The organism is Mesorhizobium sp. P3_A10 (genome assembly GCF_056403175.1).
The window spans coordinates 334199-358724 of record NZ_JBFUFZ010000005.1 but is presented as its reverse complement, the minus strand read 5'-3'; the positions used below and the strand labels follow the sequence as shown (position 1 = coordinate 358724).

At 63.5% G+C, this 24526-nt stretch carries 23 protein-coding genes; 20 read left to right on the top strand and 3 right to left on the bottom strand.

The window, feature by feature from the left end; all coding sequences use genetic code 11:
- Positions 1 to 57: 57 nt before the first annotated feature.
- The 9 genes from miaB to trmB all read left to right on the top strand — a co-directional run bounded on the left by miaB (position 58) and on the right by trmB (position 9060).
- Positions 58 to 1467, top strand: coding sequence for a tRNA (N6-isopentenyl adenosine(37)-C2)-methylthiotransferase MiaB (miaB, locus tag AC1DXU_RS21070; protein WP_477372086.1), 1410 nt, complete (start codon positions 58 to 60; stop codon positions 1465 to 1467).
- An 83-nt stretch (positions 1468 to 1550) separates the two neighbouring features.
- The gene (locus tag AC1DXU_RS21065) at positions 1551 to 2543 is read left to right on the top strand and encodes a PhoH family protein (RefSeq protein ID WP_477311561.1); all 993 of its coding nucleotides are present in this window, start codon (positions 1551 to 1553) and stop codon (positions 2541 to 2543) included.
- 17 nt (positions 2544 to 2560) lie between these two features.
- Positions 2561 to 3067, top strand: a complete 507-nt coding sequence (gene ybeY / locus AC1DXU_RS21060; RefSeq protein WP_477372084.1) for an rRNA maturation RNase YbeY — start codon at positions 2561 to 2563, stop codon at positions 3065 to 3067.
- 28 nt (positions 3068 to 3095) lie between these two features.
- Positions 3096 to 4184: a hemolysin family protein gene (locus AC1DXU_RS21055; protein ID WP_477372082.1), complete on the top strand. Its 1089-nt coding sequence runs from the start codon at positions 3096 to 3098 to the stop codon at positions 4182 to 4184.
- A gap of 14 nt (positions 4185 to 4198) precedes the next feature.
- Positions 4199 to 4669, top strand: coding sequence for a VOC family protein (locus AC1DXU_RS21050; protein WP_477372080.1), 471 nt, complete (start codon positions 4199 to 4201; stop codon positions 4667 to 4669).
- 78 nt (positions 4670 to 4747) lie between these two features.
- Entirely contained in the window at positions 4748 to 6340 is a 1593-nt protein-coding gene (gene lnt, locus AC1DXU_RS21045) for an apolipoprotein N-acyltransferase (protein ID WP_477372078.1), read from the top strand.
- 138 nt (positions 6341 to 6478) lie between these two features.
- Entirely contained in the window at positions 6479 to 6898 is a 420-nt protein-coding gene (locus AC1DXU_RS21040) for a helix-turn-helix domain-containing protein (protein WP_477241592.1), read from the top strand.
- A gap of 170 nt (positions 6899 to 7068) precedes the next feature.
- Positions 7069 to 8334, top strand: a complete 1266-nt coding sequence (gene metK / locus AC1DXU_RS21035) for a methionine adenosyltransferase (protein WP_477372076.1) — start codon at positions 7069 to 7071, stop codon at positions 8332 to 8334.
- A 24-nt stretch (positions 8335 to 8358) separates the two neighbouring features.
- Positions 8359 to 9060 (top strand): tRNA (guanine(46)-N(7))-methyltransferase TrmB, encoded by a 702-nt coding sequence (gene trmB / locus AC1DXU_RS21030; RefSeq protein ID WP_477372074.1) that lies wholly within the window; start codon positions 8359 to 8361, stop codon positions 9058 to 9060.
- Here trmB and AC1DXU_RS21025 read toward each other — a convergent pair.
- A complete protein-coding gene (locus AC1DXU_RS21025) occupies positions 9036 to 10448 on the bottom strand; it encodes a sensor histidine kinase N-terminal domain-containing protein (RefSeq protein ID WP_477372072.1) in 1413 nt (470 codons plus the stop codon). The genes trmB and AC1DXU_RS21025 overlap by 25 nt on opposite strands.
- Positions 10448 to 11122 (bottom strand): response regulator, encoded by a 675-nt coding sequence (locus AC1DXU_RS21020; protein ID WP_477372070.1) that lies wholly within the window; start codon positions 11120 to 11122, stop codon positions 10448 to 10450. Before AC1DXU_RS21020 ends, AC1DXU_RS21025 begins: the two co-directional genes overlap by 1 nt.
- A 120-nt stretch (positions 11123 to 11242) precedes the next feature.
- On the opposite strand from AC1DXU_RS21020, the gene AC1DXU_RS21015 reads away from it, so the two are divergent.
- The 4 genes from AC1DXU_RS21015 to AC1DXU_RS21000 all read left to right on the top strand — a co-directional run bounded on the left by AC1DXU_RS21015 (position 11243) and on the right by AC1DXU_RS21000 (position 15627).
- Complete coding sequence (locus tag AC1DXU_RS21015; protein ID WP_477372068.1) at positions 11243 to 12307, top strand: ABC transporter substrate-binding protein; 1065 nt, start codon at positions 11243 to 11245, stop codon at positions 12305 to 12307.
- 309 nt (positions 12308 to 12616) lie between these two features.
- Positions 12617 to 13561 carry a Bug family tripartite tricarboxylate transporter substrate binding protein gene (locus AC1DXU_RS21010; protein ID WP_477311571.1) on the top strand — a complete coding sequence of 315 codons (945 nt, stop codon included), beginning with the start codon at positions 12617 to 12619 and terminating at the stop codon, positions 13559 to 13561.
- Positions 13558 to 14043: a tripartite tricarboxylate transporter TctB family protein gene (locus tag AC1DXU_RS21005; protein WP_477372066.1), complete on the top strand. Its 486-nt coding sequence runs from the start codon at positions 13558 to 13560 to the stop codon at positions 14041 to 14043. Before AC1DXU_RS21010 ends, AC1DXU_RS21005 begins: the two co-directional genes overlap by 4 nt.
- 27 nt (positions 14044 to 14070) lie before the next feature.
- Positions 14071 to 15627: a tripartite tricarboxylate transporter permease gene (locus AC1DXU_RS21000; RefSeq protein ID WP_477372065.1), complete on the top strand. Its 1557-nt coding sequence runs from the start codon at positions 14071 to 14073 to the stop codon at positions 15625 to 15627.
- A gap of 97 nt (positions 15628 to 15724) precedes the next feature.
- On the opposite strand, the gene AC1DXU_RS20995 is transcribed toward AC1DXU_RS21000, so the two are convergent.
- Positions 15725 to 15889: a hypothetical protein gene (locus AC1DXU_RS20995; RefSeq protein WP_477311574.1), complete on the bottom strand. Its 165-nt coding sequence runs from the start codon at positions 15887 to 15889 to the stop codon at positions 15725 to 15727.
- A 282-nt stretch (positions 15890 to 16171) separates the two neighbouring features.
- Between AC1DXU_RS20995 and rimP the strand changes: the two genes are divergently transcribed.
- From rimP to corA, 7 genes are all read left to right on the top strand, one after another.
- Positions 16172 to 16816, top strand: coding sequence for a ribosome maturation factor RimP (gene rimP, locus AC1DXU_RS20990; RefSeq protein ID WP_477372063.1), 645 nt, complete (start codon positions 16172 to 16174; stop codon positions 16814 to 16816).
- A 49-nt stretch (positions 16817 to 16865) separates the two neighbouring features.
- Positions 16866 to 18461 carry a transcription termination factor NusA gene (nusA, locus tag AC1DXU_RS20985; protein ID WP_477311576.1) on the top strand — a complete coding sequence of 532 codons (1596 nt, stop codon included), beginning with the start codon at positions 16866 to 16868 and terminating at the stop codon, positions 18459 to 18461.
- 38 nt (positions 18462 to 18499) lie between these two features.
- Positions 18500 to 19150: an RNA-binding protein gene (locus tag AC1DXU_RS20980; RefSeq protein ID WP_477311577.1), complete on the top strand. Its 651-nt coding sequence runs from the start codon at positions 18500 to 18502 to the stop codon at positions 19148 to 19150.
- Positions 19147 to 21717 (top strand): translation initiation factor IF-2, encoded by a 2571-nt coding sequence (infB, locus tag AC1DXU_RS20975; RefSeq protein ID WP_477372061.1) that lies wholly within the window; start codon positions 19147 to 19149, stop codon positions 21715 to 21717. The genes AC1DXU_RS20980 and infB overlap by 4 nt, the downstream gene beginning before the upstream one ends.
- A 126-nt stretch (positions 21718 to 21843) precedes the next feature.
- Positions 21844 to 22263: a 30S ribosome-binding factor RbfA gene (gene rbfA / locus AC1DXU_RS20970; protein WP_477372059.1), complete on the top strand. Its 420-nt coding sequence runs from the start codon at positions 21844 to 21846 to the stop codon at positions 22261 to 22263.
- Positions 22263 to 23240, top strand: a complete 978-nt coding sequence (gene truB / locus AC1DXU_RS20965) for a tRNA pseudouridine(55) synthase TruB (protein ID WP_477372057.1) — start codon at positions 22263 to 22265, stop codon at positions 23238 to 23240. Before rbfA ends, truB begins: the two co-directional genes overlap by 1 nt.
- A 43-nt stretch (positions 23241 to 23283) precedes the next feature.
- Positions 23284 to 24378 carry a magnesium/cobalt transporter CorA gene (corA, locus tag AC1DXU_RS20960; RefSeq protein WP_477372055.1) on the top strand — a complete coding sequence of 365 codons (1095 nt, stop codon included), beginning with the start codon at positions 23284 to 23286 and terminating at the stop codon, positions 24376 to 24378.
- Positions 24379 to 24526: the final 148 nt, after the last annotated feature.

Here is a 24526-nt window from a genome sequence, read left to right as displayed (position 1 = left end):
GGGCTCCGGGGCAAAAGCGTCTGTTTTTTGTCACCAAAAGGCGTTAGAAGCCGCCGGATGGATTTGAAGACGATAGAACGGGACGACATCGCCACTGCGGCCGAAAGCGCGGTCGCGCCGGCTGCCGCGACCAGAAAGGTCTTCGTCAAGACCTATGGCTGCCAGATGAACGTCTATGATTCACAGCGCATGACCGATGCGCTGGCCGCCGACGGCTATGCCGCGACCGATGCCATCGGCGAGGCCGATCTGGTGCTGCTCAACACCTGCCACATCAGGGAGAAAGCGGCCGAAAAGGTCTATTCCGAGCTCGGCCGTATCCGCGAGATGAAGACCGAACGCGCCCAGGCCGGGCGCGAGATGCTGATCGGCGTCGCCGGCTGCGTGGCGCAGGCGGAAGGCGCGGAGATCCTGCGGCGCTCGCCGGCTGTCGATCTTGTCATCGGCCCGCAGACCTATCACCGGCTGCCCGACGTGCTGGCAAGGGTGCGCGGCGGCGAGAAGGTCATCGAGACCGATTACGCCGTCGAGGACAAGTTCGAGCATTTGCCGCAGCCACGGCGCGCCGAAGTCATCAAGCGCGGCGTTACCGCGTTCCTCACCGTGCAGGAAGGCTGCGACAAATTCTGCACCTTCTGCGTCGTGCCGTATACAAGAGGCTCGGAAGTGTCGCGGCCGGTGGCGCAGATTGTTGCGGAGGCTGAGCGCCTGGCGGAAGCCGGCGTGCGCGAGGTGACGCTGCTTGGCCAGAACGTCAACGCCTGGCATGGCCAGGGCGAAAACGGCGCGGAATGGGGCCTTGGCCGCCTGCTGTTCCGGCTCGCCGAGATTCCCGGCCTTGCCCGGCTGCGCTACACCACCAGCCACCCGCGCGATATGGACGACGAATTGATCGCTGCCCACCGCGATCTGCCGGCGCTGATGCCTTATCTGCATCTGCCGGTGCAGTCCGGTTCCGACCGCATCCTCAAGGCGATGAACCGCCGGCATACGGCAAAAGACTACCTGACGCTGCTCGACCGTGTCCGCGCCGCGCGCAGCGATATCGCGCTTTCGGGCGACTTCATTGTCGGTTTCCCCGGCGAGACGGAAGCCGATTTCGAGGCGACGATGCAGCTGGTACGCGAGGTAAACTATGCCTCGGCCTTTTCGTTCAAATACTCGCCGCGTCCCGGCACGCCGGGCGCGGAGATGACCGATCATGTGCCGGAAGCGGTCAAGGACGAGCGCCTGCAGCGGCTGCAAGCCTTGCTCGTGAAACAGCAGCAGGATTTCGGCTTGAGCCTGGTCGGTAGCACCATCGACACGTTGATCGAGAAGCCCGGCCGCCAGGCCGGACAGAAGGTTGGCCGCTCGCCATGGCTGCAGCCGGTTATTGTTGATGAAAAGGCCGGCGAAATCGGTGACATTATCCAGGTGCGAATCACGAAGACGGGCTACAATAGCCTGTTCGCCGAATTGGCCTGACGGCCTCGGCAGATGAGGAGAGACGGTTGAGCGCTGCTGAAGTGAAGAATCTGCCTCAGAGTTTGACGTCTGGGGCCTCGGATATGGCGCACATCGTTCTGACTTTCGACAACAACAAGCTTGCCAGCGCCCTTTACGGCCAGTTCGACGAGAATCTGGCCCGACTCGAACAAAAGCTCGGTATCGATATCCGCTCGCGCGGCAATCAGCTGACCATCAAGGGGTCCGCTTCGGCAGCCGAGCAGGCGCGCCGCGCGCTCGACAATCTCTATGGCATTCTCCAGAAGGGCGTCGATATCGGCCAGTCGGACGTCGATGGCGCCGTGCGCATGGCGATCGCCGCCGACGACCAGCTGACGCTGCCGACGCTGGAGCGCAAGGGCAAGGTGTCCGCCGCCCAGATCGCCACCCGTAAGAAGACGATCTATGCTCGCTCGCTCAACCAGGACGCCTATATGCGCGCGCTGGAGCGGTCCGAGCTTGTCTTCGGCATCGGCCCTGCGGGCACCGGCAAGACCTATCTGGCGGTGGCGCATGCGGCGATGCTGCTCGAACGCGGCATGGTCGAGCGCATCATCCTGTCGCGGCCTGCGGTCGAGGCCGGCGAACGGCTGGGCTTCCTGCCCGGCGACATGAAGGAAAAGGTCGATCCGTATCTGCGGCCGCTCTATGACGCACTCTACGACATGATGCCGGCCGACAAGGTCGAGCGCGCCATTGCCGCCGAGGTGATCGAGATCGCCCCGCTGGCCTTCATGCGCGGCCGCACGCTGGCGCACGCCGCCGTCATCCTCGACGAGGCGCAGAACACCACGCCGATGCAGATGAAGATGTTCCTCACCCGTCTCGGCGAGAACTCGCGCATGATCGTCACCGGCGATCCGACGCAGATCGACCTGCCCTCCAACACCAAATCGGGCCTGGTCGAAGCGCTGCGGGTTCTCGATGGCGTGGCCGGCGCGGTGACCGTGCGCTTCAACGACGGCGACGTGGTCCGCCACCCGCTGGTGGCCGAAATCGTCAGGGCCTATGATCGCGACGCCAAGCTGGCGCGTGGTCTGGGCGCCGAGAATTGATGTGACGATGCGGGCTCATGCCTGAAGACAAAGAACCTGGCGACGGGAACCTTCCGGTTCCCGTCGAGATCGATATTTCGGTCGAAGCCGGCGACTGGCCCGACGAGGCAGCTCTGACGCGGCTGGTCGATCGCGCCGTCGCGGCTGCTTTCGCCGAAACCGGCGTGGCGGGAAGCTCCGAACTCAGCATCGTCTTTTCCGACGATGCCCATATCCGCACCCTCAATGCCGATTGGCGCGGCAAGGACAAACCCACCAACGTCCTGTCTTTCCCGGCTTTTCCAGTCGCCATAGGCGATCCGCTGCCGCCGATGCTGGGCGATATCGTGCTCGCCGCCGAGACCGTCGCGCGCGAAGCGGCACTGGAAGACAAGCCGGTCGACAACCATATCACCCATCTCGTCATCCACGGCCTGCTGCATTTGCTGGGCCACGATCACGAGACCGACGCCGAGGCCGAGGCAATGGAAGCCATCGAGCGCGCAGCGCTGGCAAGGCTTGCCATTCCCGATCCCTACGCGTAACTACAAAAGACCAAATGACCGGACGACGATGAACGACAAACCAGAAACTGCCGCCCGCCCCGACGCCGGCAGTGCGACCAAGCCTTCCGATACGACGGAAGAGGGCTCGAGTCCCAGTACCATCACCGGCAGCCCCGCTTCTGGTAGCATTGCCAGCGAGCCATCGCCTGCCGGTCCTTCCCTGTTCGACCGCGTGCTCGGCCTGTTCCGGCAGCGCAACGGCACCAGCCTGCGCGAGGAAATCGCCGACGCCTTGGCCGAAACCACAAGCGACGCCGGCGCCTTTTCGCCCGGCGAACGCGCCATGCTCAACAACATCCTGCGTCTGCGCGAAGTGCGCGTCGAGGACGTCATGGTGCCGCGCGCCGACATCGAGGCGGTCGAGATCACCACGACATTGGGCGATCTTCTCGGCCTGTTCGAACAGTCCGGCCATTCGCGCATGCCGGTCTATTCCGAGACGCTCGACGATCCGCGCGGCATGGTCCACATCCGCGACGTGCTGGCGCACATCACCAAGGTCGCCCGCGTCAAGAAGGGCAGGACATCAAGGAAAACCCCTGCTGCCACGCTGCTCGACCTCGCCCAGGTCGATCTTGCGCGCACCATCGGCGATTTGAGCCTGATCCGTCCGGTGCTGTTCGTGCCGCCGTCGATGCTCGCCTCCGATCTGATGGGGCGGATGCAGACGACGCGCACCCAGATGGCTCTGGTCATCGACGAATATGGCGGCACCGATGGTCTCGCCTCGCTCGAAGACATCGTCGAAATGGTGGTCGGCGACATCGAAGACGAGCATGACGACGACGAGCCGCTGATCACCCAGACCGGCGAAGGCGTGTTCGTCGTCGACGGCAAGGCCGAGATCGACGAGGTCGCCAAGATGATCGGTGAGGATTTCACCGCCGGCGAACATGGCGAATATGTCGATACGATCGGCGGCATGATCTTCAACACGCTGGGCCGCGTGCCGGCGCGTGGCGAAGTGGTGCAAGCCATACCCGGCTTCGAGTTCCACGTGCTCGACGCAGACCCGCGCCGCGTCAAGCGGGTGCGCATCGTGCAGAGCCAGAAAGGCGAGCGTCGCCGGCGCGCCGCCCGCACCGAGCAGGCGTAAGGAAGCGCCGACCGATGGCGGTCGACGATCCGTTCAGGCACGCGACGCTCGGCTCCGGCATATTCTACAAGGACCCGCGCGCCGCATTACGATGGCTCGAAGCCGCTTTCGGCTTCGAACCAAGCATGGTCGTCAGTGATGCCGACGGAAAACTTGTCCATGCCGAAATGCGCTTCGGTGATGGCTATATCATTGTCGATTCCGAATGGGCTGACCATATCGCCAGTCCGGCTTCGCTCGGCGGCAGGAACACGCAATCGGTCTATATCAGGCTAAAGGACGGCCTGAACGCCCATTGCGAGCGGGCGCGGGCGGCCGGCGCCGACATCGTTCAGGAGCCCGCCGATCAGTTCTACGGTGAGCGGCTGTATCGGGCGCGCGACGCCGAAGGCCATGTCTGGACTTTCACACAGACTCTGCACGCCGTCCCACGCGAGGAGGCGGAACGGCTGAGCGGCCTCAGCATCGAAGGCTGGCACCGCTAGATCACGTTTAAGCGGTTTGGAGCGGGGACTGCGGCCTGCTAAATCTTCTGCCGTGATTCGCACGAGTCGGAAGCTTTGATGCAGCGCCTTGCCGGCCGGATAATTCTGCTTTGGGGCTGGCGGCGCGCGCTGGTGGCGTTTCTCGCTGGGGCGTCGGCGGTTCTGGCCCAGGCGCCCTACGATTTTTTCGCTGTCTGTTTCGTTTCGTTCCCGCTGCTGGTCTGGCTTCTCGATGGCGCCACCGGTGAAGCCTCGGACGGCTGGCTGCGGCGCCTGCGGCCGGCCTTTGCCATCGGCTGGTGGTTCGGTTTCGGTTATTTTCTCGCCGGCCTGTGGTGGATCGGCTCGGCACTTCTGGTCGAGGCAGACAGTTTCGCCTGGGCCTTGCCGTTCGCCGTTATCGGCATCCCCTTCGCGCTCGCCTTTTTCTATGGTTTCGCCACGGTCGTCGCCCGGCTGCTGTGGAGCAATGACATCGGCCGCATCGCCGCGCTCGCCTTCGGTTTTGCCCTGGCGGAATGGCTGCGCGGCTTCCTGTTCACCGGCTTTCCCTGGAATGCCGTCGGCTATGCGGCGATGCCGGTGCCCTTGCTGATGCAGAGCGTCTCGCTCACCGGCATGATCGGCATGAACGCGCTGGCGGTGTTTGTTTTCGCGCTGCCGGCGCTGCTTGCGGCGCAAAGGCATCTGCGCCTGGGTGCCGCACTGCTGGTCGTTCTTGTCGGCGCCCATGTAGGCTTCGGCTATGTCAGGCTTACCGCTGCGGTCGAACCTGCAACCCGCACCATCGATGTCCGCATCGTGCAGCCCGACGTCGACCTCAGCGAGAAGTGGGACGCCTCGGTGCGCGACCGTATCTTCGCCACTCTGATGGGGTTGTCGGCCAAGGCGCCGGAGCCTGGCCATGGCAGGCCGCAGCTGATCCTGTGGCCGGAGACGTCGGTGCCGTTTCTGTTTACCGAGCGCCCGGATGCGCTGACGGCACTGGGCGAGATGCTTGGGGCCGGGCAGGTGCTGATCGCCGGCGTCGTGCGCGAGGAAGGCGGCTCGGCGGCGAATGCCGACAGCCGCTATTACAATGCCGTGGTGGCGATCGACGACAAGGGTGAGATCACCGATGCCGTCGACAAGGTTCATCTGGTGCCGTTTGGCGAATATCTGCCTTTCGCCGACCTGCTTGGCCGTTTCGGCGTCGATCAGCTCGTTGCCGGGCCGATGAATTTCGCCGCCGGCAATGAACGACACCCGATCGCGCTGCCAGGCGGCATCCGCGCGCTGCCCTTTATCTGTTACGAGGTGATCTTTCCTGATCTGGTTTCAGTTGACGCTGCGTCAGCTGAGCTTATTGTGAACGTCACGAATGACGCATGGTTCGGCGACACGCCGGGTCCGTACCAGCACTTCAGGCAGGCTCAGATTCGTGCGGTCGAGAATGGATTGCCCCTGTTGCGCGCCGCCAACAACGGCATTTCCGCTGTTGTCGACGCTCACGGACGCATCGTCGACGCTTTGGCCGTCGATGCGCGAGGCGCCATCGACGTACGGGTGCCGGTCTCCGGAGAGGCTCTCGTTTCCGCCGGCCAGAGGCGCATTAACGGAATGCTGATCATGTTGCTGTTTGCCATGATCGCCCTCGCATTGAACGTAAGGCAACGGCTACGGGTGAATTGACAGTCGACACATTAGAAACTCATACTGTACGCGCCTAAAATTTCTCGAAGTCGGTTGGAGGTTCTGTTGGGGCAGTTGGCTCCGGCTTCGTTTGGGCAAGAAAAATAGAAAAAGCCGGAAAAATTCGGCGAGGAAAAAATGACAGAAGAAAACAAGAAAAAACCGAATCCGATCGACATCCACGTCGGAAGTCGCATTCGGCTTCGGCGCAATATGCTTGGGATGAGCCAGGAAAAGCTGGGTGAGAATCTCGGCATCACGTTTCAACAGATCCAGAAGTATGAAAAAGGCACGAATCGCGTCGGCGCCAGCCGCCTGCAGGCAATAGCGTCCATACTCAGCGTGCCCGTTGCCTTCTTCTTCGAGGATGCCCCCGGTCAGGAGCCCGTGGGCAATCGCGGATTCGCCGAAGATGCCTCCATGGCTTTCGCCGTCGAATTCTGCGGCAGTCCTGAAGGGCTTCAGCTCAACCGCGCCTTCGTCAAGATCGTTGATGTGAAGGTGCGCCGGCGGATCATAGATCTGGTGAAGTCTCTTTCCACCGAAGGTGCCGACTGATCCAGGAGGCTTGACTGCCGGCGGCGCCATGCCGCCGGTGGTACAAGATATCTGCTGCGACATTCATGCCAGAACTGCGGCACCGCTTGACGAGCGACGCCCAGCACCGCTAACACGTGGCGCGCCAAAGTCGGCAGCCCTGCCGATCCGTTTTTCAAGAGGGGACACCCGTGACGCGGCAGAATTACTTCTTCACCTCGGAATCCGTTGCCGAGGGCCATCCCGACAAGGTTTGTGACCGTATCTCCGACGAGATCGTCGATCTGGTCTATCGCGAAGCCAAGAAGACCGGCATGGACCCATGGAAGGTTCGTGTCGCTTGCGAGACGCTGGCAACCACCAACCGCGTTGTCATCGCCGGCGAAGTGCGTGTTCCCGAGACTCTCCTGAAGAAGGACAAGGCCGGCAATACCCTCAAGGACGCGGCCGGACATTCGATCATCAATCCGGCCAAGTTCAAGTCGGTTGCCCGCAAGGCGATCCGCGAAATTGGCTACGAGCAGGCAGGCTTCCACTGGAAGACGGCAAAGATCGAGGTTCTGCTGCACGGCCAGTCGCCGGACATCGGCCAGGGCGTCGACAACGCCGCCGACCGCCAGGGCGAAGAAGGTGCCGGCGACCAGGGCATCATGTTCGGCTATGCCTGCCGCGAGACCCCGGACCTGATGCCGGCGCCGATCTACTACAGCCACAAGATTCTCGAATTGCTGGCCGCCGCCCGTCACGAGAACAACGGTGAGGCCGGCAAGCTCGGACCGGACGCCAAGAGCCAGGTCACCGTCCGCTACATCGACGGCAAGGCCGCCGAGGCGACGCAGATCGTGCTGTCGACCCAGCATCTCGATGCAAGCTGGGATTCGAAGAAGGTCCGCAAAGTCGTCGAGCCCTATATCCGCGAGGCGCTTGGCGACCTGAAGATCGCCGACAACTGTATGTGGTACATCAATCCGACCGGCAAGTTCGTCATCGGCGGGCCCGATGGCGACGCCGGCCTGACCGGCCGCAAGATCATCGTCGACACCTATGGTGGTGCCGCACCGCATGGCGGCGGCGCCTTCTCCGGCAAGGACACCACCAAGGTCGATCGCTCTGCCGCCTACGCGGCACGCTACCTCGCCAAGAATGTAGTGGCGGCCAAGCTCGCCGACCGCTGCACCATCCAGCTTTCCTATGCCATCGGCGTCGCCCAACCGCTGTCGGTCTATGTCGACCTGCACGGCACCGGCAAGGTTGACGAGGCCAAGCTCGAGGAAGCGCTGCGCACGGTGATGGATCTGTCGCCGTCCGGCATCCGCCGTCACCTCGACCTCAACAAGCCGATCTACGCCAAGACCTCGTCCTATGGCCATTTCGGCCGCAAGGCTGGTCGCGACGGTTCTTTCTCCTGGGAAAAGACCGATCTCGCCAAGGCGCTCAAGGACGCGGTTGCCGCCTGATCGGCGGCCGCCACGCGTCAGCCCATGGATCCCAAGGACAGGCCAAGCCGTGCGAGCGAAGCATTTTTCGGTCGCCGGCGCGGCAAGACCATCCGCCCGCAGCAGGCGGCCGCGCTCGAAAGCGGTTTCAGCACCTACAGGCTCGACCTGACGGCAAAGCCGCCTGCCGATCTGCGTGACCTGTTTGCGGCGGATGTTTCCTCGATTCAGCTGGAAATCGGCTTTGGCGGCGGCGAACACCTTTTGCACCGCGCGACGGCGGCGCCAGCCACCGGTTTTGTCGGCGTCGAGCCGTTCGTCAACGGCATGGCCAAGATGATGATGGCGGTGCGGGAAAAGCCGCTTGCCAATCTTCAGGTCTATGACGACGACGCCACGCGCCTGCTTGACTGGTTGCCGCAGGCTTCGCTCGATGGCATCGACCTGCTTTACCCCGACCCGTGGCCGAAGAAAAAGCACTGGAAGCGGCGCTTCGTCAGCCCGCTCAATCTCGGTCGCTTTGCCCGTGTGCTGAAGCCTGGCGCAAAATTCCGCTTCGCTTCCGACATCGACACCTATGTGAACTGGACGCTGCTGCACTGCCGGGCGCATGGCGCGTTCGCGTGGCAAGCGCAGGAAGCGGCGGACTGGCACCGGCCCTATGATGGTTGGCCGGGCACGCGCTACGAGGCGAAAGCCGTTCGCGAGGGCCGGCGGCCGGCCTATCTCACCTTCGTGCGCGCCTGATCCTGGTTCGCATTTGAAAAGGCGACGCGGACGCGCAGGCCGCGATCGTCCTTGCCCGCCGACAGATCGAGCCGTCCGCCAAACAGTGCCGCGATCTCCTCGACGATCGGCAGGCCGAGCCCGGCTCCCGGCTTGCCGCCGGCACGACCGCGCACGAAGCGCTGGCGCACGCCTGCCAGTTCGTCCGCCGCGATCCCTGGTCCGCTGTCTTCGACTTCGAGCACGACATCGTCGCTGTCGGCGAAAACCTTGACGGTCGCCTCCGTCCCGCTGCCGGCATAGGCGAGCACGTTTTCGATCAGATTGCGGATCATTTCGCTCAACAGCATCGGCTCGCCACGGACAAACTGCGCCTGTTCGCCCTCGAAGCCGAGGTCGATGCCGGCGCTGTGGGCCTGGGCGACAAAGTCGGCGGTCAGCACCTGCGCAAGTTCCGTCAGATTGATCGCGCCAAGGCTCTTCAGCCGGTCGGACATCGCTTCGTCGACCTTGGCAAGCAGCAGCAGCTGGGCGATGACGCGTTCGGCGTGGGCGACAGCCTCGTCGCCGATCGTGGCGGCATGGCGGGCCTCTTCAAGCGAAGGGGCGCGCGCCGAAAGCGCCAGCTGCGTGCGGATGATGGCCAGCGGCGTGCGCAGCTGGTGGCTGGCATTGCCGGTGAAATGCCGCATCGCGCCAAGCGCCGAACCAAGTCTTCCCATGAACGAATTGACGGTGTCGACCAGGCCTCGCACCTCCTTCGGCACCGATTGTTCGATCGGGTGCAAATCCTCCGGGTTGCGCTCGGCAATGGCATCGCGCAGCCGATAGAGCGGCCGCAGCGAAAAGGTGACGGCGAGCCACATGATCGCCGCCGCGCTGCCGATCAGGATGGCCAGGCGCAATGCCGAGCGCAGCAGGATTGTCCGCGCCAGTTGCGTGCGGGCAATCGTCGTTTCGGCGATGGTGACGACGAAGGGGATCGAACTCACCCCGGTCGAAGCAGCGCGCGACAGCGATGTCAGCCGGATGGGCTCGCCGCGAAAGCTGGCATCGGCATAGCCGCTTTCCTCGCGCGCAAGCCCTTTGATCACCGGCAAATTCTGATAGCCGGTTATGAAGCCGCCAGGGCCGTCGACGCGGTAAAACACGCGGTCCTGGGCTGCCGACGTCAGCATTTCGAGCGCCACATAGGGCACGTCGACCTCCAGCGCGCCGTTCTCGGCAACGACGATGCGTTCGGCAATGGCCAGCGCCGAGCCGGCAAGCACGCGGTCCGAGACGGCGTTTGCCGTGTTCACCGCCTCGCGATAGGTGTCGGCGAGCGCAATCAGGCCGATTATGACGAGCGGCACCAGCAGCCAGACCAGCAACCGCCTGCGCAGCGAATATGGTTTTGCCGGCACCATCAGCCGCTTTGGATCTTTTCGAGGTAGTAGCCTATGCCGCGTGCGGTCCTGATCGTCAGGCCATAGGGCGCCAGCCGCTTGCGCAGCCGGCTGGCATATTGCTCGATGGCGTTGGCGCTCAGATCCTCGTCGAAACCGGCGAGCGATTCGATGATCGCCTGCTTGGCCACCACCTTGCCGGCGCGCATGAACAGCGTTTCGAGAAACGCCAGTTCGCGCGCGGGAATGTCGATTGCTACGCCCTGCGAAGAGAAGCTGCGCGTGGTGAGGTCGAGAACCACCTCGCCAAAGGCAACGGTTGCAGTCTTGAGGCCCGCGCGGCGGCGCAGCAGTGTGCGAACCCGCGCCTCCAGTTCACCGACATCGAAGGGTTTGACCATATAGTCGTCGGCGCCAAGGTCGAGCCCCTTGACCCTTTCGTCCAGCGAGTGGCGCGCCGACAGGATCAGCACTGCCGCGTCGTGCTGGCGGCCGCGCATGGTGCGCAGCACCTCCAGACCATCCATCTGCGGCAGGTTGAGGTCGAGAATGACGAGGTCGAACCGCTCGGTGGCAAGGACGGCCACGGCCGACGCGCCGTCGCCGACCACGTCGACGGCATAGCCGCTGCCTTTCAGCACCGCTGCGAGACCGGCGGCCAACGTCTGACTGTCCTCTACCACCAGAATGCGCACTGGGTTCTCCCTCTTCCGACGATGCCCATTCGACAGGCAAAGGTCCAGAGCCGTGTCACTTGGCGTCGGTGGCGTGTCGCCGTTGTGCGGCACCCATTGTTGAGGCATGGTCTCGCGACCATGCGCCTGGCCATCCTCTCCGTTCTGGTTTGTCTTTCGGCGCCCGCATGGGCGGACGTCACCCTCTTTCCCGCACTTGATGGGGCTTCAAATGCCCGCACGCTGGTCGTCTATTCATCGCTGGACGCGCCTTTGGCAAAGCCGATGATCGACGGCTTCCAGAAAGCCAATCCCGACGTCGCCGTGCGCTACGAGGATCTGTTGACGACCGACATTTATGATCGCGTCGTTGCCGAAACCGACGCCGGCAAGGGTACCGCCGACATCGCTTTTTCCTCGGCCATGGACCTGCAGGTCAAGCTCGCCAATGACGGCTACGCGCAGGAAAGCCGCCTGCCGCTTTCCGATCTCTGGCCGCGCTGGGCAAACTGGCGCAACACGGCCTACGCATTGACCTTCGAGCCTGCGGTGTTCGTCTACCACAAGCCGAGCTTCAAGGACGTTGCGCCGCCCGCCACGCGCGGCCAGTTCGTCGATTTTCTCAAGACTCAGGGCGACAAGGTCTATGGCCGCATCGCCACCTACGACATCGAGCGATCCGGCGTTGGTTTCATGTTCATGGCACGCGACCAGGAGCAGTACCCGGACATCTGGTCGGTTATCCGTGCCATGGGAGCGTCTGGCGTAAAGCTTTACTCGACCAGCTCCGCCATCCTCGAGCGCATTGCCGATGGCCGCTTCGTACTTGGCTACAACATCCTGGGCTCCTATGCCGCCGATTGGGCCGCCAGGGATCCCGACGTCGGCATCGTGCTGCCCAAGGATTACACGGTGGTGATGTCACGCATCGGACTGGTGCCCACCGCCTCCCGCTCGCCGGACCTGGGTCGCCGCTATCTCGAATATTTCATGTCCGCCGAGGGACAGACGGTGATGGCGCGCAAACTGCAGATCGCCGCCGTCAATCCGGAAGTTTCGGGCGAGAACACGGCAAACAGGATGCAGGAGGTTCTCGGAGGACAGTTGCGCCCGGTCCCGGTCAGCCCGGGCCTGATGGTCTATCTCGACCAGGTCAAGCGCATGCGCCTCATCGAACGCTGGAATGCGGCGCTGCGCAGTCCCTGATCGTACGATATTCCTATCCTGTTGCATCGGCGTCAGTCTGATGTCAGGTTGCTGCGCTAGGTAGGTTTTGGCCCATCCGTGGAGGCGGCGAGGCTCGGAAAGTTCGGGAGGACTTCGAACACGTTTCCGCAAAGACCACCCGACGGCGGCACCGCCGCCGCGCGAGCGGTTTGGAAACGCTTAGCTACATTGGCCGAACCCTGAGTCGGCCGGTTCCTTCCCCGTTTATTTCGAGACGCAGCCTGACGCGGGCTTCGAAACTGAACAAGCATTTGCCCCGCGCAAGCGGGTCGCAAGGGAGGAACGGCAATGAAGCAATTCGTGTTGGCATCCATCATCGCGGGCGCTCTCGCCCTGCCGGCCGCAGCGGCCGACTACAAGATCATGGCTCCCGCAGCCCCTGGCGGCGGCTGGGACCAGACGGCGCGTTCGATGCAGACCGCGCTCCAGGACGAGAAGATCTCGAGCAGCGTCCAGGTCAACAATGTTCCAGGCGCCGGCGGCACTATCGGCCTCGCGCAATTCGTCAATCAGGCCAATGGCGATCCGAGCCAGCTCATCGTCGGCGGCTACGTCATGGTCGGCGCGATCCTCACCAACGCTTCGCCGGTGACGCTCGATCAGATCACCCCGATCGCCCGCCTGACCGGCGAGTATGAAGCGATCGTCGTTCCAACCGCTTCCGACATCAAGGATATGGCTGGGTTGGTTGCCAAGCTCAAGGCCGATCCGGGCGCTGTTTCCTGGGGTGGCGGCTCAGCCGGTGGCACCGACCATATTGCTGCCGGGCTTATTGCCAAAGCCGTTGGCGTCGATCCCACCAAGATCAATTACATCGCCTTCTCCGGTGGCGGTGAAGCACTTGCCGCCATTCTTGGCGGTCAGGTGACCGTCGGCATTTCCGGCTACGGCGAATTCGACTCGCAGATCAAGGCCGGCCAGTTGCGCATCATCGGCATCTCCAGCGATGCCAAGGTCGAAACCATCGATGCGCCGACCCTGAAGGAGAGCGGCGTGGATGTTTCCATCCAGAACTGGCGCATGGTTGCTGCCGCTCCCGGCCTCTCCGCCGACCAGAAAGCCGCCGTGCTGGCTGACGTCGACAAGATGGTGCAGTCGGCGTCGTGGAAGAAGATTCTCGCCGACAAGGGCTGGGCCAACACCTATCTCGCCGGCGACGATTTCGCCGCACAGCTCAAGAAGGACACCGAAGCCACTGCGGTGATCCTGAAAGATATCGGTCTGGTGAAATGAGCCAGACCGGCCAAAACGAAGCGAAGCGCCGCCCGGACCGGGCGGCGCTTGTCATTGCCGCCATCCTGGCCGTGGTGGCTGTGGTGATTGCGTGGAGCACCGCCAGCCATGGCGCCGGCGCCAATTATGCCCGTGTTGGCCCGACGACCTTTCCCTATTTCATTGCCGCGGTGTTTTTCGGCCTGTCCATCTGGACGGCTTTCGAGGCCGTTCGCGGCGATTTTCCCGAACGCGAGCATCAGGAAATCAGCCCGATCCTGTGGATCGTCGGCGGCCTCGTGGCTCAGATGCTGCTGCTGAAGGTGGCGGGCTTCGCGATCGCCACGGGGCTGCTCTTTGCCGCGACCGCGCGCGCATTCGGCCGCGGCCCGTTGTGGCAGACGGTCCCCATCGGCATCGTCCTGTCGTTCATCATCTGGATCATCTTCGCCAAGGGGCTGCAGCTTTCGCTGCCGGCCGGTCCGCTCGAACGACTGTTCTGAGCGATTTTCATGGGAGTTCGGCCCTAGATGGATACGTTCGGTCTGCTGGCTAACGGGTTGTTGACGGCGCTCCAGCCGATGAACATGCTCTATGCGCTCATCGGCGTCACGCTTGGCACGGCTGTCGGCGTGCTTCCCGGCATCGGCCCGGCGCTCACCGTGGCGCTGCTGTTGCCGGTGACCTACAAGCTGGACCCGGCGGGTTCGCTGATCATGTTTGCCGGTATCTATTATGGCGGCATGTATGGCGGCTCGACGACGTCGATCCTGCTCAACACGCCAGGCGAAAGTGCCTCGATCGTCACCGCGCTGGAAGGCAACAAGATGGCGCGCGCCGGGCGCGGCGGGCCGGCTCTGGCAACGGCGGCCATCGGCTCTTTCGTCGCCGGCCTGATCGCCACCATCGGCCTCGCCTTCATCGCGCCGACCATCGTCAAGATGGCGCTGTCCTTCGGTCCGGCCGAATATTTCGCGCTGATGATCCTCGCCTTCATGACCGTTTCGGCTGCCTTCGGCGACTCGACGCTGCGCGGTCTGACCGCGCTGTTTGTCGGGCTGGCGCTCGGCTTGATCGGCATTGACCTTCAGACCGGGCAGGCGCGTCTTGCCTTCGGCATTCCCGACCTGCTCGACGGTATCGAGGTGACGACGCTTGCGGTGGCGCTGTTTGCTATCGGCGAGGCGCTGAGCGTTGCTGCCAGCAAGAGCAGCAGTTCAACCATCCAGGCGGTCAAGGGTTCGGTCTGGATGACCCGCGAGGACTGGCGCCGCTCCTGGAAGCCGTGGCTGCGCGGCACGGCAATAGGCTTTCCGATCGGCGCGATGCCGGCCGGCGGCGCCGAGATCGGCACGTTCCTGTCCTATTCGGTGGAAAGGCAGCTGGCGGAAAAGCCGGAAGAGTTCGGCCACGGCGCGATCGAGGGCGTTGCCGGCCCGGAAGCAGCCAACAACGCTTCGGCCGCCGGCACGCTGGTGCCGTTGCTGACGCTCGGCCTGCCGACCACGGCCACGGCCGCGATCATGCTCGCCGGTTTCCAGCAGTTCGGGTTGCAGCCCGGTCCGCTGCTTTTTGCCACGAATCCGCAGCTTGTCTGGGGTTTGATCGCCAGCCTGCTCGTCGCCAATCTGATGCTGCTGGTGCTCAACCTGCCGCTGATCGGTGTCTGGATCAAGCTTTTGACCATACCGACGCCTTGGCTCTACGCCGGCATCCTGCTGTTTGCGACGCTTGGAACCATCGGCGCCAATGCGGCGGTGTCGCAGGTCAATGTGCTGGGGCTGTTCACTTTGCCCGTTTCCTTTGAACTGGGCATGCTTTTGGCGTTCGGCCTGCTGGGCTACGGTTTGCGTCGCTTCGGCTATCCGATCGCGCCTGTTGTGGTGGGACTGATCCTGGGGCCGATGGCCGAGCAACAATTGCGCCGCGCCCTGGCCATCAGTCAGGGCGATGTGTCGATCCTTGTCGGATCGCCGATTGCGGTGGTCCTGTTGCTACTTGCGGCGACTGCCGTGCTGCTGCCGCTCTATTTGCGCGCCCGTGGCCGCGGCAAGGTGCTGGCCCAGCTTGGCGCCAGCGAGGACTGATAGGCATGATCCCGAAAAGTGGAATCCGCTTTTCGGAAAAGATCATGCCTAAACAAAGAGAGAACCCCATCCCGATTTTCTCGGGATGGAACAGGCTTTAGAAGCGCCGAATGCGGCGGAATTCGCTGGGGTCGATGCCCAGCGCCACCAGGTCCTGATTCTCGGGGCGGCGACCGCGCTCAACAGCGGCGGATGCGGTGATGGCGCTGCCAAACAGGCGAACCAGTTCGCCAATGGCGCCAAGCGGCTTATAGGTGCTCATGTCTTTCGTCCTTGCTACCGCATTGAGGAAGTCGTGCGGCGCAACGCACATAGGTGCTGGAAAGACAGCCGGTTAGGGGTGCGGACGCATGCTTGCCATGCGCCTGCTGCAACCGTCCTGGGAAATCCGCCCGGGCGCTGCCGGCCGCGGCACTTGAAAGGCGGGCCACCTTCGTTTATATCAACCTCAAATTCTTGGTCGGTATGACGAAGAGTGGGTCCACCCGGTCCCGCTCTTTTTTATTACCTGCCGGTCAGCCACCAATCGAACGACAGGGATCTAATGACTGCAACGGCTAGCGAAGGCGACGACCGCATCATCCGCGAAAGCGGTATCGATGCGCGCATCGCGCTGATCGTACAGCCGGTGCTGCGCGGCATCGGCTTCCGCCTCGTCAAGGTGCATCTGTCGGGCCAGAACGGGCTCACTTTGCAGATCATGGCCGAACGCGAGGACGGCACCATGACCGTCGAGGATTGCGAAGAGGTCAGCCGGGCGGTGTCGCCGGCGCTCGATGTCGATGATCCGATCGAGAAGGCCTATCATCTCGAAGTGTCGTCGCCGGGCATTGACCGGCCGCTGGTGCGCAAGTCGGATTTCGTCACCTGGACCGGTCATCTGGTGAAGCTGGAGACGTCGATCCTCGTCGCCGACCGCAAACGCTTCAAGGGCAAGATCACTGAGGCCGGCGAAGACGATGTGGTGATCGCGCGCGACAAGGCCGCCTATGGCGAGGAGCCGACGGTGCGCATTCCTTATGACGCGATCGCCGAGACCCGGCTGATCCTCACCGACGACCTCATCCGTGACGCGCTGTCGAAGGACAACCGGGCGCGCAAGGAAGCCAAGAAACGCCGCGGCGAACCGGACGACGCGCCTGACGGGGCGGAAGCCGGCGCGGAAGACGAAATCGAACAGGAACTATGATTGAGCAGCCGGGCCCAACAGGCTCGGCAACCAGCTCGGGAGAAAAAAGATGGTTGTAAGCGCCAACAGACTTGAACTGCTGCAGATCGCCGACGCGGTCGCGCGTGAAAAGTCGATCGACAAGTCGATCGTCATCGCCGCCATGGCCGATGCGATCCAGAAAGCGGCGCGCTCGCGCTATGGCCAGGAAACCAACATCCGCGCCGACATCAACCCGAACACCGGCGAGATGAAGCTGCAGCGGCTGATGGAAGTGGTCGAGAAGGTCGACGATTACGCGACCCAGATCGCCATTTCTTCGGCCCGCGAGCGCAATCCCGACGCGCAGCTCGGCGATTTCATTGCCGAACAGCTGCCGCCGATGGATTTCGGCCGTATCGCCGCCCAGTCGGCCAAGCAGGTCATCGTGCAGAAGGTGCGCGAGGCCGAGCGTGACCGCCAGTATGACGAATACAAGGATCGCATCGGCGAGATCGTCAACGGCACCGTCAAGCGCGTCGAATACGGCAACGTCATCGTCGATCTCGGCCGTGGCGAGGCGATCATCCGTCGCGACGAGCTGATTCCGCGCGAAAACTACAAATATGGCGATCGCGTCCGCGCCTATGTCTACGACGTGCGCCGCGAACAGCGCGGCCCGCAGATCTTCCTGTCGCGCACCCATCCGCAGTTCATGGCCAAGCTGTTCACCATGGAAGTGCCGGAAATCTACGACGGCATCATCGAGATCAAGTCGGTTGCCCGCGATCCGGGCTCGCGCGCCAAGATCGCCGTCATCTCGCGGGATAGCTCCATCGACCCGGTCGGCGCCTGCGTCGGCATGCGCGGCAGCCGCGTCCAGGCGGTCGTCGGCGAGCTGCAGGGCGAGAAGATCGACATCATTCCGTGGTCGCCCTCGGCCGCTTCCTTCATCGTCAATGCGCTGCAGCCGGCCGAAGTCGCCAAGGTGGTGCTCGACGAGGATGCCGAGCGTATTGAAGTCGTGGTTCCGGACGACCAGCTGTCGCTGGCCATCGGCCGTCGCGGCCAGAACGTCCGCCTCGCCTCGCAGCTCACCGGCTGGGACATCGACATCCTGACCGAGGCCGAGGAATCCGAGCGCCGCCAGAAGGAATTCGTCGAACGCTCGTCGCTGTTCATGGAAGCCCTCGATGTCGACGAGATGGTCGGCCAGGTGCTGGCTTCCGAAGGCTTCACCAGCGTCGAGGAAGTCGCCTATGTCGACGCCGGCGAAATCGCATCCATCGACGGCTTTGACGAAGACACCGCTTCGGAAATCCAGACCCGCGCCCGCGAATATCTGGAGAAGATCGAAGCCGAGCACGACGACAAGCGCAAGGCGCTGGGCGTGACCGACGAATTGCGCGAAATCCCCGGCGTCACCACCGCCATGATGGTGACGCTCGGCGAGGACGGCGTGAAGACGATCGAGGATTTCGCCGGCTATGCCGCCGACGACCTGACCGGCTGGAAGGAACGCAAGGACGGCGAGACCAAGGTATTCCCAGGCGTGCTCGCCAATCACGGCGTGTCGCGCACTGACGCCGAGCAGATGGTTCTGGCTGCCCGCCTCAAGGCCGGCTGGATCACCGAAGACGAGCTTGCAGCCGAAGAAGTCCCGGCTGACGAAGCCGTTGGTGCGTGAGGTGAAACCGCATCGCACCGAACCCGCCCCAGGACGAGATGAACGATCGCACCTGCATCGTCACCCGCAAGCAGGCCGAACCGGATGATCTGATCCGTTTCGTCGTCGGCCCGGATTCGGCCGTCGTTCCGGATATCAAGAGAAACCTGCCCGGCCGTGGTTGCTGGGTGACCGCCGACCGCCTACATATGGACAAGGCGGCGGCGAAGAACCTGTTTGCCCGCGCCTTCAAGGCGCAAGTGACCGTACCGCCCGATCTCGGCGGCATGGTCGATGGACTGCTTTCCAGAGCCGCTCTGGGCATGCTCGGCCTCGCCCGCAAGGCAGGCGCAATTTCCCTTGGCGCCACCAAGGTCGAGAGCGCGGTGCGTGGTGGGCTGGCGCTTTTCGTGCTCCATGCCGCTGAAGCGTCGGACGATGGCGTGCGCAAGATCAGCCAGGCGAGACGGGCGACCGTCCATCTCGGCGGGCCTGCCATCCTTGCTTACAAACTTTTCTCCGAGGCCGAGTTGAGCTTGGCATTGGGGGGTACAAATGTGATACATGCTGCCGTTCTCGCGGGAGACGCGGGCAAGGCGGTCCAGAAGCGCATGGTTGCGCTCGACCGATATCGGGGCGGTACCCCGGACGATCTGGCAATGCTTGCGGCCGTTGCTGACGAAGATGATGCCGCAGAGGATATGGAATGAGCGATACGAAATCGGGCGACGACAAGACGTTGAGTGTTACACCCAAGAAGACCTTGACGCTGAAGCGCCCCGGTACGGAGCAGGGCATTGTGCGCCAGAATTTCTCGCATGGCCGCACCAAGTCGGTCCTGGTCGAGACCAAGAAGCGCAAGTTCTCGATGCCTGGCGACAAGCCGGAGCCGGTCGCAGCCCCTGCGTCAGTGTTCACGCCGAAGCCGCCAGTAGCGGCAGCGCCCGTTGTGCAGGAAGCGCCAAAGGCGCCACCGCCTCCGCCGCCGGCCGGACGCGGCGGCATGGTGCTCAACGAACTGTCGCGCAATGAAATGGAAGCCCGCCGCAAGGCGCTCGAAGGCTCCAAGGTTCGCGATGTCGAGGATCGCCAGCGCGCCATCGACGAGGCCAAGCGCCGCAACGAAGATGAAGAGCGCCGCAAGCGCGAGCGCGAGGAATCCGCGCGTCGCCAGGCTGAGGAAGAAGCCCGGTTGCAGACCGAGGCCGAGTCCCGCCGCCGCGCCGAAGAAGAGGCACGCCGCCGCGCGCCGCTGGCCGCCGAACTGGCGACCGTCGACGATGAAGAAGAGGTCAAGCCGAAGCGCACCAGCGCCGGTGCCCCGGTGCGCCGTCCGGTCACGCCCGAAGTGGCGCGCCCGGCCAAGCCCACCAAGGGCGAGGAAGACCGCCGTCGCGGCAAGCTGACGCTCAACACAGCGCTTTCCGACGAGGACGCGCGCGCCCGCTCGCTGTCGTCGATGCGCCGCCGTCAAGAGAAGTTCAAGCGCGCGCTGCACAATGAGCCGCGCGAGAAAGTCATGCGCGAAGTGATCCTGCCCGAAACCATTACCATCCAGGAACTGGCGCAGCGCATGTCCGAGCGCGCGGTCGATGTGGTCAAGTTCTTCATGAAGCAGGGCCAGATTCTGAAGCCGGGCGACGTCATCGACGCCGATACGGCCGAACTGGTTGCCACCGAATTCGGCCACACGGTCCGCCGCGTTGCCGAGTCCGACATCGAGGAAGGCCTGTTCAACATCGCCGACAACGCGGAGGATCTCGAGTCGCGTCCGCCGGTGGTGACGATCATGGGCCATGTCGATCACGGCAAGACCTCGCTGCTCGATGCCATCCGCAATGCCAATGTCGTCTCCGGCGAGGCCGGCGGCATCACCCAGCATATCGGCGCCTACCAAGTCGAGAAGAATGGTCACAAGATCACCTTCATCGACACGCCCGGCCACGCCGCCTTCACGGCGATGCGTGCCCGCGGCGCCCAGGCCACCGACATCGCCATCCTGGTGGTGGCGGCCGACGACAGCGTCATGCCGCAGACGATCGAATCGATCAGCCATGCCAAGGCGGCCGGCGTTCCGATCATCGTCGCCATCAACAAGATCGACAAGCACGACGCCGACCCGCAGAAGGTTCGCTCGGAGCTGCTGCGCCATGAGGTCTTCGTCGAATCGATGGGCGGTGAAGTGCTGGACGTCGAAGTGTCGGCGACCAAGGGCACCAACATCGACAAGCTGCTCGAAGCGATCCTGCTACAGGCCGAAATCCTCGACCTGAAGGCCAATCCGGACCGCACCGCCGAAGGTGTCGTCATCGAAGCCCAGCTCGACAAGGGCCGTGGCCCCGTCGCCACCGTGCTGGTGCAGACCGGCACGCTGATGCCCGGTGACATCCTCGTCGCCGGCAACGAGTGGGGCCGGGTGCGCGCGCTGGTCAACGACCGTGGCGGGCAGATCAAGGAAGCTCCGCCGGCAATGCCGGTCGAGGTGCTTGGCCTGCAAGGCACGCCGCAGGCCGGTGACCGCTTCGCCGTGGTCAACAACGAGGCTCGTGCCCGCGAGATCACCGAATATCGCCAGCGTCTGGCGCGTGAGAAGGCGGTGGCCAAGCATGCCGGCCAGCGCGGCTCGCTCGAACAGATGATGTCGCAGTTGCAGACGAGCGGGCTGAAGGAATTCCCGCTGGTCATCAAGGGTGACGTGCAGGGCTCGATCGAGGCGATCAATGCCGCGCTCGACAAGCTCGGCACCGACGAGGTGCGCGCCCGCATCGTTCATGCCGGTGCCGGCGGCATCACCGAAAGCGACGTGTCGCTGGCGGAAACCTCGGGTGCCGCGATCATCGGCTTCAACGTTCGTGCCAACGTGCAGGCGCGTGCGGCTGCTGCCGCTGCCGGCATCGAGATCCGCTACTACTCGATCATCTACAATCTCGTCGATGACGTGAAGGCGGCTCTCTCCGGCCTGCTGTCGCCGGAGCGTCGCGAGACCTTCATCGGCAATGCCGAGATCCTCGAAATCTTCGACATCACCAAGGTCGGCAAGATCGCCGGCTGCCGTGTCACTGAAGGCAAGGTCGAGCGCGGTGCGGGCGTCCGCCTGATCCGCGACAACGTCGTCATCCACGAAGGCACGCTGAAGACCCTGAAGCGCTTCAAGGACGAAGTTTCGGAAGTCCCGGGCGGCCAGGAATGCGGCATGGCCTTCCAGAACTACGAAGACATGCGCGTCGGCGACGTCATCGAGTGCTTCCGCGTCGAGATGGTGACCCGGACGCTCTGAGTTCGAGTATCCTGTTGGGACCGGGCGGTGGTCGAAAGACCGCCGCCCCAGTCCTATTGAGAATGACCCATATGAGACATGCGGCGCGGTCCCATCCCGCGCTTCACGATTTCAGGATTGAGAAAAATGCCCCGTCCAACCACTTCAAGCCCATCCCAGCGCATGCTGCGCGTCGCCGAACAGGTGCGCCATGCGCTGTCCGAAACCTTGCAGCGCGGCGAGATCATCGATCCGCTGATCGAGAACACCGTGGTTTCAGTCTCGGAAGTGCGCATGTCGCCCGATTTGAAGGTCGCCACCGCTTTCGTTTCGCCACTTGGCGCCAAGGATACCGGCGCGGTGATCGACGCGCTCAACAAGCATGCGAAATTCGTGCGCGGCCGTGTCTCCGGCGCGCTGCGGCAGATGAAGTTCATGCCTGAGTTCCGCTTCAAGCTGGACACCTCGTTCGACAACTTCGCCAGGATCAACGATCTGTTGAAATCGCCCGAAGTCGCGCGCGATCTAGGCACCGGCGACCAAGACGACAAGAAGGACACCGAATAGTGGGGCGTCGCGGCAAGAAGAAGGGTCGGCCGATCTCCGGCTGGCTGGTGCTCGACAAGCCCATCGGTATGGGCTCGACCGAAGCCGTCTCCAAGATCAAGTGGCTGTTCCAGGCGGAAAAGGCCGGCCATGCCGGCACGCTCGACCCGCTGGCCTCGGGCATGCTGCCGATCGCGCTTGGCGAGGCCACCAAGACCGTGCCCTACGTCCAGGACGGCGCCAAGATCTATCGCTTCACGGTTGCCTGGGGTGACGAACGCTCGACCGACGATCTCGAGGGCCCGGTGACCCAGAGCTCCGACCGGCGTCCGGCCGAAGCCGATGTGCGGGCGCTGATGCCGAAATACACCGGCGTCATCATGCAGACGCCGCCGCAATTCTCGGCCATCAAGATATCGGGCGAGCGCGCCTATGATCTTGCCCGCGACGGCCAGACAGTCGACATTCCCGAGCGCGAGGTCGAAATCGGCCGCCTTGACCTTGTCGAGCACAGTGCCGACCAGAGTATTTTCGAGGTCGAATGCGGCAAGGGCACCTATGTGCGCTCGCTGGCGCGCGACATGGGCCGCGACCTCGGCTGCTTCGGCCACATTTCGGAACTGCGCCGGATCGAAGTCGAGCCGTTCACGCAGGAAGACTTCGTCACCATCGCCGAACTGGAAGCCGCCCGTTTCGGCGAGCAGGGCGACGAGAAGCCGGAAGAAGCGGACGCTAGCGATGCGGTGGATGTGCCGGTCGACTTCAGCGCCATCGACGCGCTGCTGGTCGATACATCGGCCGCATTGGACTGCCTGCCGCAGATCGCCATCAGCGACGACGCCGCGACCAAGATCCGCCTCGGCAATCCGGTCATCATCCGTGGCCGCGACGCGCCGGTGGAAGCCGAGGAAGCCTGCGCCACCGCGCGCGGCAAGCTGGTCGCCATCGGCGCCATCGAACAAGGCATGTTCAAGCCGAAGCGGGTCTTTGCCGGCTGAGTCCTGTCGTCTAATGTCGCGCAGGGCTTGCACGAGGGGGCATATGGCAAAGACTGGGACGATGAAGAAGCGGGCGCCGGTGACAACGCGGCGGCCGCCAGTCGGTGCCTCGCCGGGCACGCTGATTGCCGATCCCGCGGCGCGACGCTCCGAACTGCGGCTGACGCTGATCTCGCCTGATAAATTCAAGACGATCGAAGATGCCAGCATCGACGACGTCACCGCCAATTGTGACCAATGGCCGGTCATCTGGCTCGACTGCACCGGTCTCGCCAACATTGAGCTGATCGAGGAGATCGGCCGCATTTTCAGCCTGCATCCGCTGGCGCTGGAAGATGTCGTCAACACCGGCCAGCGGCCGAAGGTCGATTTCTTCGAAGACCATGCCTTCGTCGTCGTCAGGATGATCGACGACGTCACCGCGCACCGCTACGAACAGATCGCCGTCTTCTTCGGCAAGAATTTCGTCGTCACCTTCCAGGAGCGCGAAGGCGACCCGTTCGACCCGGTGCGCAAGCGCATCGAAAGCTCGATGCCCAACCGGCTGCGGGCGCGCGGCGCCGACTATCTCGCCTATGCGCTGATCGATGCCATCGTCGACAGCTATTTCCCGCCGATCGAGACGGCCGGCGAACTGGTCGACAGCATTGAGGACCAGATGCTGCACACGCCGCACAAGCACCAGATGCGGCAGCTGCACGAGTTGCGGCGCGATGCCAACGTGCTGAAAGGCGTGCTTTGGCCGATGCGCGATGCGCTGGCGACGATGATCCGCAACGATGTGCCCTTTGTGAAGGCCGAGACCAAGATCTTCCTCAACGACACGCTTGACCATTCGCTCCGGCTGATCGAGCTGGTCGAAACCCAGCGCGACATGCTGACCGGGCTGATCGAGATGCATCTGTCGCTGAGCCAGGCCCGCACCAACGACGTCATCTCCTATCTGACCATCGTCTCGGTGATCTTCATGCCGCTGACCTTCCTCGTCGGCGTCTGGGGCATGAACTTCGACCCTGATACTTCGCCATGGAACATGCCGGAGCTGAAGGCCTATTATGGTTATCCCGTCGCCCTCATCTTCATGCTGGTCGTGGCGATAGGCCTCATCGCCTTCTTCAGATGGAAGAAGTGGCTTTAGCCAAAGCGAAAATCTCGGATTTTGCTGCAAAAGGCTGCGACAAAGCCGGCTTGTGAATGGGGCTGGTGTTTTCCGGGGAATTGCCCTATATGCGCCGCAGCTTAGCGCACTGACGCCTTGCTTGCACCGGCCCCTGCTGGACGACATC

Bases quoted from the DNA above. Each gene is read 5' to 3' on its own strand.
- miaB (WP_477372086.1), top strand. From the start codon at position 58: ATGGATTTGAAGACGATAGAACGGGACGACATCGCCACTGCGGCCGAA.
- AC1DXU_RS21065 (WP_477311561.1), top strand. From the start codon at position 1,551: ATGGCGCACATCGTTCTGACTTTCGACAACAACAAGCTTGCCAGCGCC.
- ybeY (WP_477372084.1), top strand. From the start codon at position 2,561: ATGCCTGAAGACAAAGAACCTGGCGACGGGAACCTTCCGGTTCCCGTC.
- AC1DXU_RS21055 (WP_477372082.1), top strand. From the start codon at position 3,096: ATGAACGACAAACCAGAAACTGCCGCCCGCCCCGACGCCGGCAGTGCG.
- AC1DXU_RS21050 (WP_477372080.1), top strand. From the start codon at position 4,199: ATGGCGGTCGACGATCCGTTCAGGCACGCGACGCTCGGCTCCGGCATA.
- lnt (WP_477372078.1), top strand. From the start codon at position 4,748: ATGCAGCGCCTTGCCGGCCGGATAATTCTGCTTTGGGGCTGGCGGCGC.
- AC1DXU_RS21040 (WP_477241592.1), top strand. From the start codon at position 6,479: ATGACAGAAGAAAACAAGAAAAAACCGAATCCGATCGACATCCACGTC.
- trmB (WP_477372074.1), top strand. From the start codon at position 8,359: ATGGATCCCAAGGACAGGCCAAGCCGTGCGAGCGAAGCATTTTTCGGT.
- AC1DXU_RS21025 (WP_477372072.1), bottom strand. From the start codon at position 10,448: ATGGTGCCGGCAAAACCATATTCGCTGCGCAGGCGGTTGCTGGTCTGG.
- AC1DXU_RS21015 (WP_477372068.1), top strand. From the start codon at position 11,243: ATGCGCCTGGCCATCCTCTCCGTTCTGGTTTGTCTTTCGGCGCCCGCA.
- AC1DXU_RS21010 (WP_477311571.1), top strand. From the start codon at position 12,617: ATGAAGCAATTCGTGTTGGCATCCATCATCGCGGGCGCTCTCGCCCTG.
- AC1DXU_RS21005 (WP_477372066.1), top strand. From the start codon at position 13,558: ATGAGCCAGACCGGCCAAAACGAAGCGAAGCGCCGCCCGGACCGGGCG.
- AC1DXU_RS21000 (WP_477372065.1), top strand. From the start codon at position 14,071: ATGGATACGTTCGGTCTGCTGGCTAACGGGTTGTTGACGGCGCTCCAG.
- AC1DXU_RS20995 (WP_477311574.1), bottom strand. From the start codon at position 15,889: ATGAGCACCTATAAGCCGCTTGGCGCCATTGGCGAACTGGTTCGCCTG.
- rimP (WP_477372063.1), top strand. From the start codon at position 16,172: ATGACTGCAACGGCTAGCGAAGGCGACGACCGCATCATCCGCGAAAGC.
- nusA (WP_477311576.1), top strand. From the start codon at position 16,866: ATGGTTGTAAGCGCCAACAGACTTGAACTGCTGCAGATCGCCGACGCG.
- AC1DXU_RS20980 (WP_477311577.1), top strand. From the start codon at position 18,500: ATGAACGATCGCACCTGCATCGTCACCCGCAAGCAGGCCGAACCGGAT.
- infB (WP_477372061.1), top strand. From the start codon at position 19,147: ATGAGCGATACGAAATCGGGCGACGACAAGACGTTGAGTGTTACACCC.
- rbfA (WP_477372059.1), top strand. From the start codon at position 21,844: ATGCCCCGTCCAACCACTTCAAGCCCATCCCAGCGCATGCTGCGCGTC.
- corA (WP_477372055.1), top strand. From the start codon at position 23,284: ATGGCAAAGACTGGGACGATGAAGAAGCGGGCGCCGGTGACAACGCGG.